General features: G+C 68.8%; 11 protein-coding genes. 6 read left to right on the top strand and 5 right to left on the bottom strand.

Translation table 11 applies throughout. The features are described 5' to 3' along the window. Entirely contained in the window at window positions 1-642 is a 642-nt protein-coding gene (locus KEG57_RS50780) for a hypothetical protein (RefSeq protein WP_272428098.1), read from the bottom strand. Window positions 643-772: 130 nt separating this feature from the next. Here KEG57_RS50780 and KEG57_RS50785 point away from each other — a divergent pair, with 130 nt between their 5' ends. The 4 genes from KEG57_RS50785 (at window position 773) to KEG57_RS50800 (ending at window position 7805) form a co-directional block, all read left to right on the top strand. Continuing rightward, window positions 773-4345, top strand: coding sequence for a MopE-related protein (locus tag KEG57_RS50785; protein WP_272459942.1), 3573 nt, complete (start codon window positions 773-775; stop codon window positions 4343-4345). Beyond that, window positions 4342-5787, top strand: coding sequence for an SUMF1/EgtB/PvdO family nonheme iron enzyme (locus tag KEG57_RS50790; protein ID WP_272428095.1), 1446 nt, complete (start codon window positions 4342-4344; stop codon window positions 5785-5787). Before KEG57_RS50785 ends, KEG57_RS50790 begins: the two co-directional genes overlap by 4 nt. A 32-nt stretch (window positions 5788-5819) precedes the next feature. Beyond that, complete coding sequence (locus KEG57_RS50795) at window positions 5820-6653, top strand: maleylpyruvate isomerase N-terminal domain-containing protein (protein WP_272428094.1); 834 nt, start codon at window positions 5820-5822, stop codon at window positions 6651-6653. A gap of 384 nt (window positions 6654-7037) precedes the next feature. Next, window positions 7038-7805, top strand: coding sequence for an SDR family NAD(P)-dependent oxidoreductase (locus KEG57_RS50800; protein ID WP_272428093.1), 768 nt, complete (start codon window positions 7038-7040; stop codon window positions 7803-7805). 309 nt (window positions 7806-8114) lie between these two features. Here the strand turns inward: KEG57_RS50800 and KEG57_RS50805 are convergent, their stop codons facing one another. The 3 genes from KEG57_RS50805 to KEG57_RS50815 form a co-directional block, all read right to left on the bottom strand. After that, complete coding sequence (locus KEG57_RS50805) at window positions 8115-8333, bottom strand: hypothetical protein (RefSeq protein ID WP_272428092.1); 219 nt, start codon at window positions 8331-8333, stop codon at window positions 8115-8117. Beyond that, the gene (locus tag KEG57_RS50810; RefSeq protein ID WP_272428091.1) at window positions 8330-9496 is read right to left on the bottom strand and encodes an acyl-CoA dehydrogenase; all 1167 of its coding nucleotides are present in this window, start codon (window positions 9494-9496) and stop codon (window positions 8330-8332) included. Before KEG57_RS50810 ends, KEG57_RS50805 begins: the two co-directional genes overlap by 4 nt. A gap of 104 nt (window positions 9497-9600) precedes the next feature. Continuing rightward, the gene (locus KEG57_RS50815; protein WP_272428090.1) at window positions 9601-10143 is read right to left on the bottom strand and encodes a hypothetical protein; all 543 of its coding nucleotides are present in this window, start codon (window positions 10141-10143) and stop codon (window positions 9601-9603) included. A 196-nt stretch (window positions 10144-10339) separates the two neighbouring features. On the opposite strand from KEG57_RS50815, the gene KEG57_RS50820 reads away from it, so the two are divergent. Beyond that, window positions 10340-11101: an SGNH/GDSL hydrolase family protein gene (locus KEG57_RS50820; RefSeq protein ID WP_272428089.1), complete on the top strand. Its 762-nt coding sequence runs from the start codon at window positions 10340-10342 to the stop codon at window positions 11099-11101. Here KEG57_RS50820 and pip read toward each other — a convergent pair. Next, complete coding sequence (gene pip, locus KEG57_RS50825) at window positions 11085-12056, bottom strand: prolyl aminopeptidase (RefSeq protein ID WP_272428088.1); 972 nt, start codon at window positions 12054-12056, stop codon at window positions 11085-11087. The two genes, KEG57_RS50820 and pip, sit on opposite strands and share 17 nt — an antisense overlap. 171 nt (window positions 12057-12227) lie before the next feature. On the opposite strand from pip, the gene KEG57_RS50830 reads away from it, so the two are divergent. Continuing rightward, entirely contained in the window at window positions 12228-12674 is a 447-nt protein-coding gene (locus tag KEG57_RS50830) for a hypothetical protein (RefSeq protein ID WP_272428087.1), read from the top strand. The last annotated feature ends 205 nt before the right edge of the window (window positions 12675-12879 follow it).

Here is a 12879-nt window from a genome sequence, read left to right on the forward strand (position 1 = left end):
TCAGCCGCAGCCGCCTTCGACCGGAAGCGCGTCGACGTCGAACGGCTCGCTCATCGGGACCCACGGGGCCTGGGCGTCGAACGTGAGCGCGCCGTGTAGCGAGATCGAGCAGGGGAACGTTCCTTCGACCACCAACGTTCCGCCGCCGGAGACGGCGGGCGCGGAGCTCATCGGTTGCGGGGGAAAACCTCCCGGCGTGGCGCAGTCGCTCGCCTGGTTCGTCACGTCCGCATACGAGATGACCCACGGGTCCGTGGCCTCGATTGCGATCGTCGAGGTCGTGCCCATCTCGACGAAGAGACGGAAGCAGACGTTCCGCGTGGGATCGGCCTTGAAGACGATGAACCGCGGGACGTGCGTGAACAGGTTCGACGCGGAGTATTCGACGCCGCTGCCTCCGCCGCCTCCGCCGCCGCTTCCGCCCCCGCCTCCGCCGCCGCCCACGCCACCGCTTCCGCCTTCGCCGCCGCTTCCGCCCATGCCTCCGCTGCCGCCTGCGCCGTCGCTTCCGGTGCCGCTGGCGGCTCCCCCACCACTTCCGTGGTTCGTGTCCTTGATCTCGCCCTCGCATGCGAGCAGGGCGAGCGCGAGGACGGCGTTTGCCGCGATGAACTGCGCGGATCGGAAGGAAGAAAGGCGCATCGTAAGACCTCCGGCTGTCCTTCGCCGATGGTACGCGGCGCACCGAAGAGCGTCACGCGATCGCGATTGAAAAGCTCCCGCGGGGGCCATGGACATTTGGACGCGGCCTCATCTAGATTGCTCTGCTGGCATGTTACGCTTTCGCGCCTTCGCGTGCGCCTTCACGGTGCTCGCCGTTCTCCTCCTCCTCGGCCCGCGTGCCTACGCCGCGGACCTGATCCTCGATGGCAGCGTCGCCGGGCCCGCAGTGTGCCCCGACGGCGGCACGCCCGTGGATCGACTCTGCCAGGTCAACGCGACCCCCGCGCAGAACGTCGCCTGTCGTTACGGCGGTGAAAAGACGTTCGGCGTCGTGTCCTTGACCAAGGGCGCCCTCGTCTGCGTCACGCCCTACGACGGGACGAACAAGACCACCACCGGCAACCTCGTCCTCAAAGCCAACCAGATCACCATCGACGCGACCTCGCGGATCATCGCGAAGGGCACGGGTTATCGAGGCTTGCTCTGCAACGACGGCGAGGGACCCGCGATGTCGCCCCTCGCCGGCGGACGCGGCGGCTGCTCGGTGCTCGATTCCGGCGGCGGCGGCGCGCATTTCGGGCAGGGCGGGCGCGGCACGAAGGACTGCCAGATCATGGGATCCGCGACGGCGTGCGAGTTCCCGCAGGAGTGGGAGGAGGACTGCGGAAACCTCGCGGCAAACGGTAGCTCCTGCGTCGCGGCGAACGATCCGAACAAGGCCGTCTGTTACGGCACGACGAACAGCGCGAACGGCGCGGGCGACGGGTTCCCCACGGTCGCGGGCCTGCCGTACCGGCACAGCATCTACGAGGTCGAGTTCGGCGCGGCCGGCGGGGACAAGGGGTGTCGCGACGGCTACGAGGCGGGGCTGCGCGCAGGGCGCGGCGGCGGGCGGATCGTGCTCTTCGCGGCGACGGCGGCCCAGAACGGCGTGATCGACATCGCCGGCGGGATCAGCGCCGACGGGCATCGCGGCTGCGCCGTTGGCAACGACTCGGCGGGCGGCGGCGCGGGCGGATCGATCCTGATCATCGGCGACCAGGTGAACGTGCAGAGCAGCGCGCGCATCAGCGCCCACGGCGGCCGCGGCGGCGACTCGCAGCCGAAATGCCTGCCTTGCACGGTGAACGCCGACTGCGGCGCCGGACAAACCTGCCAGGCGGGCCGCTGCAGTCCCTGCAACTGCACGCCTTGCACCTCGAACGCGCAATGCAACACGCTCCTCGGGCAGACGTGCAAGAACCTCGGCGGCGATCTCGGCATGGTCTGCGCCAACGCGTCGAACCAGTGCACGCCGATCGACCCGATCGACAACGAGGTCGAGTGCCGCGCGACGCAGAACAACGGCACCTGCGACGATTGCGCGGGCGGCGGCGGCGGAGGCATCATCAACGTGCAGTCGCGCCTCGGCACCATCCACCCGCAGGCGATCTTCGACGTGCGCGGCGCCAACGGCGGCATCTGCCCGATCTGCGCCGGCGAGGCGGGCGGCGGCGCGGGCGAGCTCCAGATCGACAGCGCCTACGTCGGCGAGATCTGCGACGGCTGGGACAACGATTTCGACGGCATGGTCGACGAGGACCTCGGCGTGATCCCCTGCCCGGACGGGTCGATGGTCCAGGCGTGCGTCGGCGGCGTCCCGCAGATCTGCGACTACGACCCCGCGCAGTGCCTCGTGCCGGCGTCGGATGCGCGCCCGCGCTTCGCGCTCGTGCTCGACACGTCGGGTTCGATGCTGAACGACCTCGCGGGCAACCCCACGTTCGGCGACGGCTCAGTGGATTTTCCGGGCGTCGACACGGGCAGTGATCCCGACACGACGGCGGGTAACAATTCGCGCCTGTTCATCGCGAAGCAGGCGCTCACGCAGGTGCTCAGCGCCTTCCCGGAGAGCGATTATGCGCTCGCCCGGTATTACCAGGACGTCGGCGTGAACCGGAGCTGCCAGTCGGCGGCGAACTTCGAGTGCGCGCAGAGCTGCTGCTCGTACGACGATCCCTCGGACAACCTCCCGCCGCCGTACCCCTCGGTGTACCCGGACAACCAGTGCGTCCTCTCGCAGCTCTATCCGGGCGCGGGGTACCCGAACAATGCGACGTTCACGGGCAACATCCCGATCGGCTGGCCGCAAGAGGCGATGGAGATGACCCCGACCTCGGACTGCATCAACTACGCCGGATCCTGCGGTCCTCCGCGGCGCGGCGCGCAGTTCCTCGTCGGGTTCAACCAGCCCGTCGGCCGGTATTTGAAATGGCTCGACGGCGTCGAGGACGCGGACGCGATGTTCGACGCGACCACCCTGGAAGGCAACCACTGCTCCATGGGCAACTGCGAGGTGCGCGGCTCGGGTCCGACGCCGCTCGCCGGCGCGCTCCAGGCGACGCACGATTACCTCACGCCCGTCGTCACCTGCGACAGCGCCGCGGCGTGCCGCTCGTATGCCGCGATTCTGCTCACGGACGGCGCCGAGAGCTGCCAGGGCAACCCCCAGGCCGCCGCGGCGGCGCTGCTCGCGGGCATCAACGGAAAGCCCGTCCCGACCTACGTGATCGGCTTCTCCGTGCTCCCGAGCGAGCAGACGCAGCTCAACCAGATCGCGGCCGCCGGCGGCACGGGCCAGGCGTTTTTCGTGTCGTCGAAGAGCGAGCTCGCGAACGCGCTCGCGCAGATCATCGGGCAGAACCAGAAGTTCGAGCTCTGCAACGGCCTCGACGACGATTGCGACAACCTCATCGACGAGGATTTCCCCGAGAAGGGTCAGCCCTGCACGGACGGCGAGATCGGCGCCTGTCTCGGCGTCGGCACCTACGTCTGCAAGGCCGACGGCTCGGGCACCGAGTGCGGCATCACGGATCCGGGCGCAATGCCCACGGCCGAGGTCTGCAACAGCATGGACGACGATTGTGACGGCCTCGTCGACGAGGACGCCGCGGGCCTGCCGCTCGATTGCCCGAGCTGCATCCCGTCGCCCGAGGTCTGCGACGGCGTCGACAACGACTGCGATTTCAACATCGACGAGGAGCCGGACGTCTCGACGAACCAGCCGACGATCTTCGGCGTTCCCTGCGGCGAGCTCATGGCGCCGAATGACCAGAGCCCTTGCCAGCTCGGCACCATGCTCTGCATCAACGCCATGCCCGTGTGCGTGGGCTTCGTCGGTCCGAAGGAAGAGCTCTGCAACGGGCTCGACGAGGACTGCGACGGCGCGTCTGACAACATGGCGCCCTGCCCCGGCGACAGCAAATGCATCGAGGCGCAATGCGCGATCCCCTGCACGGGCGGTGAATTCCCGTGCCCGCCGGGCCTGTCGTGCAACGACGACGGGTATTGCCTCAAGGCGACGTGCGATGATGTGAACTGCAACCCGGGCCAAGTCTGCGTGGACGGCATCTGCGTGAACGCGCCCGACGGCGGTATGGGTGGCGCGGGCGGCGCAGGCGGCGACGGTGGCAATGGCGGCGATGGCGGCGTCGGCGGGGGTTCCACGACCACCACCACCGGCAGCGCCGGCGCGTCGAACGACGACGCGTACGGATTGGCCACGGGCGGCGGCGGTTGCACCTGCGGCGTCGTGGCCGACGAGCGGCAGAACCCGGCCGTGATCGCGGGGCTCGTCGCCCTCGCATGCATGGGCCTCGGTCGTCGCCGCGGCGCGCGCGCGTCGCGCAAGGAGGCGGCATGAACACGGGACGAACGATGCGGCTCGGGGTCTTCGCGGCCTTGCTGCCGGGGATGTTCGCCGTCCTGCTCGGGAGCGGCTGCGTGGACGACGCATTTTGCTTCTCCTGCGGCACGGAGCCCTCGGGCAGCGGCGCCTCCGGCGGCATGGGCGGCGTGGGCGGCGAGGGCGGCGAAGGTGGAATCGGGTTCGGCGGTTTTTCGCAGGTCGGCGGCGGCCCGCCCTGCGATGCCGACCTCCTGAACGACGTCGACAACTGCGGCGCGTGCGGCAACAAATGCCTCCTGCCGAGCGCGTTCCCGCGCTGCGAGCAGGGCGTCTGCGTCGTCGACACCTGCGTCGCCGGCTCGTACGACGTCGATGGGGACCCGAAAAACGGCTGCGAGTACGCCTGCCCGGTGCCGGTGCTCGGCCCCGAGCAATGCAACGGCATCGACGACGATTGCGACGGCAAGGTCGATTCGGCCGATCCGGATCTCGCCGCGCCCTCGAACCTCTGCACCGTGACGGCCGGGACACCCTGCGAGGGGACGATGGTCGTCTGCAACGGCGCAGCGGGCTGGTCGTGTGTGTATCCGCCCGAGGTCGAGGTCGTCTCCGGCTTCGTGCGCATCACGGAGACCCGCTGCGACGGCGTCGACGGCAACTGCGACGGCAGCGTCGACGAGTGGTTCCAGGAGCTCGGCTCGGCCTGCGACGACGGCGGACTCGGCAAGTGCGTCGACGTCGGCGTGGTCGTCTGCGATCCGCAGAACCCGGCCACGACGACCTGCGATCTCTCGGTCCTGCCCAACGCGTCGCCGCCGACGGCCGAGCTCTGCAACGGCGTCGACGACGATTGCGACGGGTTCGTCGACGAAGAGCTCGATCCCTCGGCCTTCGACATGGATCCGATTCCCGGATCGAACCCGCCCGCCTTCGTGGATCGTTACGAGGCCTCGCGGCCCGACGCGAGCATGCAGGCGGCCGGCATCCTCGAATCCGTGGCGTGCAGCAAGTCCTCGGTGTTGCCCTGGACGGGCGGCTCGTTCGCCGAGGCCGAGGCCGCATGCGCGGCGCGCGGGCCGGGCTTCCGCCTGTGCTCCGCCGCCGAGCTCGAAGCGGCCTGCCGCGGTCCCGCGAGCATGTTGTATCCGTACGGCGCGACGTACAACGCGATGGCTTGCCTCGGCGTGGACAACCCCGCGGCCATGGGCGCGGCCGTCCCGACGGGGAGCCTCGCGGCGTGTGTTTCGGGCGCCGGACCGCGGGATCTCTCGGGCAACGTGACCGAATGGACGCGCACCCAGACGAACGTCGCGGCCGCGCCGAACCGCATCTTCCAGCTTCACGGCGGTTCGTACATTTCTCCGGCGCTCGGCCTCGCCTGCACCATGGAGCTTCCGGCCCGCGCGGCCGAGGGCACACTCCTTCCGAACATCGGCTTCCGCTGCTGCCGGCAATAGTTTTTCCACGGGAAGCGGGGTAGAGTCGCCGCGTGACGCCTCTGCCCCCCATCCCCACCGCGCACCTCTTCCGCGACGTCTCCGCGGCCCTCCACGACCTGCTCGGTTCGCTCGGTTCAGACGACTGGAACAAGCCGACGGTCCACGCGACGCGGGACGTGAAGGACCTCGCGGCGCACCTGCTCGATGGCTCTCTCCGGCGCCTCTCGTTCCAGCGGGACGGGCACGTCATCCCGGCGCCCGAGATCCGCTCGTTCGAGGCGATGGTGGAGTTCATCCAGCGGCTCAACACCGAGTGGATGGTGGCGGCGCGCAGGCTCTCGCCGCGCATGCTCGTGGACATGCTCCGCCGCGCCGACGAGGAGGTCGCCGTGCTCTTCGAGGGTCTCGATCCCGAGGGCCCGGCGATCTTCAGCGTGGCATGGGCGGGCGAGGAGTGGTCGCAGAACTGGTTCGACGTGGCCCGCGAGTACACGGAGAAATGGCATCACCAGCAGCAGATCCGCGACGCCGTGGGCAAGCCCGCCCTGAAGGAGCGGCGCTACATGCACCCGGTGATCGACGCCTTCCTGCGAGGCGCCCCGCACGCCTATCGTGATGTCCCGGCTGCGGACGGCGCCGGGGTCGATATCGTGATCACGGGCGAAGCGGGCGGCACGTGGCAGCTCGTGCGCGCCGCGGACCGGTGGGAGCTCGTGACCGCGCGGGAGACGCCGGCGCAGACGACGGTGGAGCTCGACGCGGACGACGCGTGGCGGCTCTGGACGAAGGGCAAGGACCCCACGAAGGCGCGGGCCGAGGCCGTCGTGCGCGGCGACGAGGCGCTCGCGGCGCCGATTTTCCGCATGGTCACGATCATGGCGTAGTGAAGCCGCCTCGCTGGGGCTCTGCCCCAGCCCCCGCGGGGGCTGTCCGCCCCTCGACCCGGACCAGCGCAAGCGCTGGACCGTTTGTCGATGAACTGCGCGATGCGCAGTTCATCGAACAGGCCGAATCAAGACTCGTAGCGACCCTGCCAACCGAGACAGCCGCGCTGCCCATTCGACTGGCAACGCTGTCTCTAATCTTGCCACCCGGCCTGTTGGAAGAACTGCGCGTTGCGCAGTTCTTCCACCCCGAGTCCAGGGCTTGCCCTGGTTCGGGTCGAGGGGCGAACAGCCCCCGCGGGGCCCGGGGCAGAGCCCCGGCGCAGCGGCCCCCAGATGAGGCCCAGCCGTGCATCCGAAGCACACTCGTAGTAAGGCGTCGCCATGCACGTCGCCATCACGGGTGCGTCCGTCGGCATCGGGGAGGCCTTGGCGCGCGCGTTCGCCGCGAAGGGCGCGGTCCTCTCGCTCGTCGCGCGGCGCAAGGATCGGCTCGACGCCATCGCGCGCGAGCTCTCGGGCCGGGCCTTCCTCCACCAGGCCGACCTGTCCCTGCCAGAGCGCGCGACGGACTGGATCGCGCCAGCCGAGAAGGAGCTCGGTCCCATCGACGTGCTCGTGAACAACGCGGGCGTGCAGAACATCGAGCCGACAGAGCTCGCCGCCGTCGACGCAGGCGAGATGCTCCTGCGCCTGAACGTCCTCACGCCGCTGCGCCTCACGCGCGCAGTCTTGCCGGGCATGATCGCGCGGCGCAACGGGGCGATCGTCGACATCGCCTCGATGGCGGCGATCACGCCCATGCCGGGCATGTATTATTACAATGCCTCGAAGGGCGCGCTGGCGAATGCCTCGGAGGGCCTGCGGGGCGAGCTGCGCGGCACGGGCGTGCACGTGGTCACGGTGTATCCGGGGCCGGTCGACACGGACATGGGGCGCAAGGGCTACGAGAAGTACGAGCCCACGCTCACGTCGAAGCTCTCGCCCGTCGGAACGGCAGACGAGCTCGCGCGGCTCGTGGTGCGGGCCGTCGAGCGGAAGAAGGCCCGAATCGTGTACCCGCGCTCGTACGGCGTGGCACTCTGGTTCCCGCGGATCGCGCGGTGGGTGACGTCGCGGTTCTCGCCGCCGATCAAGCAGTTGCAAGGCTGAACCGCCGCGCTGGGGCGTTGCCCCAGGCCCCACCAGGGGCTGTCCGCCCCTGGACCTGGACCAGCCAGGGGCTGGACCCAGGACGATGAACTGCGCGGTGCGCAGTTCATCGCACAGGCCCGGTCAAGACCGGCGAGCAAGTTGCCAACCGAGACAGCAGTGCTGACGTCTCGACGGGCGTGGCACCGTTGGAAGAACTGCGCACCGCGCAGTTCTTCCACCAAAGGTCCAGCGCTTGCGCTGGTCCGGGTCCAGGGGCGGACAGCCCCTGGTCGGGCCCGGGGTGAAACCCCGGCGAGGCGCTTCCTCTTAGAAAAACCCGCCTTCGAGCATCGAGGCGAGCAGCTCCTCGTCCTCGGGGGATTTTTCTGTGCGGGGTTCGGTCGTGGGGGCGTCCTTCGCTGAGGACGTGGCCGCGGGGGGAGCGGGCGGGGGCTCCCGGAAGTTTGGGCAGCCCCGCGTCGCGCACTCCACCGTCAAGACCCCCACGTAGGTCGCTCGCGCGCCGCAGCGGGGGCAGACGGTCATCCCTTCACCTCGTACTCGCTCTGCAGAAGCTTCGCGATCGTGGCGAGCTGCATGTTCGACGTACCCTCGTAGATCTTCCCGATCTTTGCGTCGCGGTAGAACTTCTCTGCGGGGTACTCCTTCGTGAAGCCCACGCCGCCGAAGAACTCCACGCAGAGCGATGCCGTGCGCTCGGCGACCTCCGATGCGAACAGCTTTGCCATCGCTGCTTCCTTCACGAACGGCAGCCCTGCGTCCTTCAGCCGCGCGGCGTTGTAGACCATGAGACGTGCGGCCTCGATCTCCGTCGCGACGCGGGCGTACTGGAACTGCATCCCCTGGAAGCTTGCGATCGACTGACCGAACTGCTTGCGCTCGCCCATGTACCGCATCGCTTGATCGAACGCGCCTTGCGACAGCCCGATCATCTGCGCGCCGATGCCGATGCGGCCCTCGTTCAGCGTCTCGATCGCGATCTTGTAGCCCTTGCCCACCTCGCCGAGCACGTTCTCTGCGGGCACCTCGCAGTCTTCGAGGATGAGCTCGCACGTGCTCGACGCGCGGATGCCGAGCTTGTTCTCCTTCTTGCCCACGGAGAAGCCGGGGAAGCTGCGCTCCACGAGGAACGCCGTGATGCCGCGGTAGCCCTTGCTGGGGTCCACGTTCGCGAGCACCAGGAAGAGCGAGCTCTCGTTCGCGTTCGTGATCCAGAGCTTGCGACCGTTCAGCACCCAGCGACCGTCCTTCTGCGTCGCGCGGGCCTGGAGGGCGAACGCATCGGAGCCGCTGCCGGCTTCGCTCAGCGCGTACGAGCCCACCCAGTCCTTGCAGAGACGGGGCAGGTACTTCTCCTTCTGGGCGTCGTTTGCCCAGCGGAGGAGCGCGTTCGCGACGAGCGTGTTTTGCACGTCCACGAGCACGCTCACGCTCGGGTCGACGACGGCGAGCGCCTCGACGGCGAGGATCGCGTTGAAGAAGCTTGAACCGGCTCCGCCGTAGTTCTCGGGGATCTCGACGCCCATCAGGCCGAGCTCGAAGAGGGGCGGCAGGAGCGCGGGGTCGAGCGCGCCTTTCTCGTCCATCTCGCTGACGAGCGGCGCGACGCGCTTCTTCGCGAAATCGAGCACCGAGTCGCGGAAGAGCTTCTCTTCCTCGGACAGGTGCGTGAGCGGGGGATGCGACACGTGTGATCTCCTTGGGTAGCCCCAGGCGTCGTAGGGGGGTTCGGGGGCGCGGATTATGGGGGGGCGCGAGCGGGGACGTCAACCGAGCCGACGGGGCGGCGCGTCTACCATTGCCAGCGCAATCGAACCATCGTCCCTGGGGCGAAATGGAAGGCCTTCTTGCCGTCGAGGGGGGCGTCCTTCTCGTCGTGCACGGTGACCTCGAGGTTCTTGCCCTGGGCCCAGGTCTCGCCGACCTCGCCTTCGGCGACGAGCAGCCAGTCGCTCTCGGCGCCGTCCTTGCCGACGACGCGGAAAACCTCGGCCTTGTTGCCCTTCTGCGGGACGGTTTGGCTTGTCGCCACGAGCGGCTCGATGAGCAACTTCTTGCCCGCCTTCGACTTGACTTTGCCGTGAATCTCCGCCTGGTGAACGACGACCTCGGTCGTGTACTTGCCGACCGGCGGCTCGACGTTCGTGGCCGTCGTCGGCGCGGCCGTGGGCGTGGGCTTGGGCGGCGTGGCGGCGGTCGCCACGGGCGGCGTGGCCTTGGCTTGCGGCTGCGACGGGGGCGCGGGAGGGGGCGTTTGCCCACCTCCGCAGGCCGCGACGCCGAGCGCGAGCCCGAGGGAGATCATCATCGAAAATGTCCACTTGATCGGTCGCATCTTCTTCCTCCCTCGTCTCTCTCGGCCGGGTGCCAGCGTCCTTGGTACAGCAAGTCGGGCGGGCCCCGCTAGCAGGATTTTGGCCTTGTCTGGGTGACGTTACGGAGGGTGGTAGGTGCGTCGATCAGAGTCGATTCGTTGACGATCGAGGCGCCGCGGCTCGATCGCGCTGGGGCCGTGATAAGAAGGCGATTCCATGCGCCGCCTCCGCCCTGCCTCGCTGTTCGTCTTCGCTGCACTCGCCTGCTTCGGCTGCGCGGAGAGCGCCTCGAATCCGAAGACTTCGCCCAGCGCGGAAAGGGCGCCCGTGGCCGCAGCCGCTCCCGCGCCGCCGCCCGATTCTCGCCGCGCCTACGTCGTCGCGGCCATGGGCGATTCCCTCACGGATGCCCGCTCCCACGGCGGCAAGTTCCTCGATTACCTGCGCGCACATTGCCCCGAGAGCCGATTCGACAATTACGGCGTCGGCGGACAGATGGTGAACCAGATGCACCGCCGTTTCGCGCGGGACGTGCTCGGCGAGCCTCCGCCTTCGGACAAACCGGCCTACACGCATGTCATCGTCTTCGGCGGCGTGAACGATCTCTACAGCGACGAGACGGCCTTCCGCACGCCCAAGCTCATCCAGGCCGACCTCGCCGGCATGTATGCCCTCGCGAAGGGACGCAAGATGCAGGTCGTCGCGCTGACCGTCGCGCCCTGGGGTGGTTTTTCCAAATACTGGAACGACAAGCGCGCGGCGGCCACGGCGCAGGTGAACGATTGGATCCGGGCGCGCAAGGCCGCGGGCGAGGTCGATCACGTGGTCGACGCGTTCGCGCTACTCTCGTGCGGCAATCTGAACCTGCTTTGCCCCGACTATGCCGCGCCCTTCAAGGACGGGCTGCATTTCGGGCCGAAGGGGCACGAGAAGCTCGGCGAGGTGCTCCTGCGCGAGGTGTTCACGGATTGCCGTTAGTGCCCGCAAAGCGATCGGTCGCCTCGAGGTGAAGACGACTCATCTCCGCGTCGCCCGTATGCCCGCCGGGCACGAAGTGAAGCTCTGCGCCTGGCCATGCTTGGGCGAGCTGAAAGGCAACGTCCGCCGGCCCGGCAAGGTCGAGCCGGCCGTGGAGGAGGACGCCCGGAATCCCTGCCAGCCGTGATGCATTTCGGACGAGCTCATCCTCCTCGAGCCACGCGGCATGTGAAAAGTAGTGCGTCACCAGGCGGGCGAAGGCGATCATGTACCGTTCGTCGGCCCAGCGTGGATGGGGCGAGACGTACCCCTCTTCGAGCGACAGCAACGCATCCTCCCAGGCGACCCAATCGCGGGCTGCCTTCCGCCGGACTGCCGGGTCCGGGTGCTCGTTCAGGAGCCTGTCGTAGGCCGCGACCAGGTCGCCATCGCGATCGGCCTCCGGAACGCCGGCCCGGAAGCGGGCCCATTCCTCTGGAAAGTATCGCCCGACATCGTGGCTGAACCACCGGACGTCGGCCCGGCGGGTCAGCGCGATCGAGAGAAGAATCATCTCGGAGACCCGCTCGGGATAACGCTCGGCATAGGCGAGCCCGAGCGTGACGCCCCACGATGCGCCCCAGACGAGCCAGCGCTCGATCCCGAGGTGCTCGCGGAGCCGCTCGATGTCCGCGATCAGGTGGTGGGTCGTGTTCGCCGATAGGTCGGTCGAGAAATCGCCGGCGTGGGGCGTGCTCCGGCCGCAGCCCCGCTGGTCGAACTGGACGAGCCGGTAGCGGTCGGGATCGAACCAGCGACGCCGGCCCGGACTGCTGCCTCCCCCCGGCCCGCCATGGAGGGCGACCGCGGCCTTCCCGTTCGGGTTGCCAGAAATTTCCCAATGGATCGACTGGCCATCGCCGACGTCGAGCATGCCGGATTCGTAGGGCTCGCGAGGCGGGTACGGTTCGCGCATGTTGCGCCTCCCTGGGGATTCGGATCGTGGTTCGAATGCAGTACCATGGTTCGTCGACGCCGGGGGGGTCGAGGACGGCGCTCCCCGTGAAAGCCGGAGTTCCTGGCGAAATTCGCACCCTGGCCCTCGTCACGAGAGGGGCGGGTGTGCGAAGCTCGGCGCTCACGGATCATGGCGGACGTCGAACGAGCACGCATCCTGGAGATCGGCCCCCTTCGCGCGCATTTCGAGCCCCCCGATCTCGTCTGCGTACGCTGGGACGGCGCGCCGACCCTGGAGGCGTTCGATGCGCTTTACACGCAGGCGGAGCGGTGGATGCCCGACGGGAGGCGCTACTTCGTGATCGCCGACACGGCGAGGTTCGAGACGCCGGCGGCCCGCGTGCGCAAGGTGGTGGCCATGGATCCGCGGACCCGACGAATCGCGGGGGTCGCCCTCCTCGGTGCGAGCTTCCAGATGCGCGTGGTGATGGGGCTGTTCTTGAAGGCCTTGGCGCTCTTCAACGGGGAACACAGTTTCCAGGCGACGTTCGGTGCGGACGACGGCGAGGCCCGCGCCTGGGTGGAAGCCGCGCGCGCCCGGGAGGCGCGCCGGTCGAAAGCCGGGCCCGAATCCTGACCGACTCCGCGAGGACACGCTTTGGGGGATTCGATCGTGGTTCGTGTGGCCTTAGGTTCCTGTGCGCCGAAGGAGGCGCATGCGGGCAGGGGACATCATCGACGATCGATTCGTGATCGAGCGGGTCGCCGGCTCGGGGGGAATGGGCTCGGTCTTCCGGGCGCACGATCGCCTTTCCGGCGAGCTGGTGGCCGTCAAGGTGCTC

The sequence above is a fragment of the Polyangium jinanense genome (assembly GCF_028435365.1).

Bases quoted from the DNA above. Each gene is read 5' to 3' on its own strand.
- pip (WP_272428088.1), bottom strand. From the start codon at position 12,056: ATGCGCGAACCGTACCCGCCTCGCGAGCCCTACGAATCCGGCATGCTC.
- KEG57_RS50805 (WP_272428092.1), bottom strand. From the start codon at position 8,333: ATGACCGTCTGCCCCCGCTGCGGCGCGCGAGCGACCTACGTGGGGGTC.
- KEG57_RS50800 (WP_272428093.1), top strand. From the start codon at position 7,038: ATGCACGTCGCCATCACGGGTGCGTCCGTCGGCATCGGGGAGGCCTTG.
- KEG57_RS50820 (WP_272428089.1), top strand. From the start codon at position 10,340: ATGCGCCGCCTCCGCCCTGCCTCGCTGTTCGTCTTCGCTGCACTCGCC.
- KEG57_RS50780 (WP_272428098.1), bottom strand. From the start codon at position 642: ATGCGCCTTTCTTCCTTCCGATCCGCGCAGTTCATCGCGGCAAACGCC.
- KEG57_RS50815 (WP_272428090.1), bottom strand. From the start codon at position 10,143: ATGCGACCGATCAAGTGGACATTTTCGATGATGATCTCCCTCGGGCTC.
- KEG57_RS50790 (WP_272428095.1), top strand. From the start codon at position 4,342: ATGAACACGGGACGAACGATGCGGCTCGGGGTCTTCGCGGCCTTGCTG.
- KEG57_RS50830 (WP_272428087.1), top strand. From the start codon at position 12,228: ATGGCGGACGTCGAACGAGCACGCATCCTGGAGATCGGCCCCCTTCGC.
- KEG57_RS50785 (WP_272459942.1), top strand. From the start codon at position 773: ATGTTACGCTTTCGCGCCTTCGCGTGCGCCTTCACGGTGCTCGCCGTT.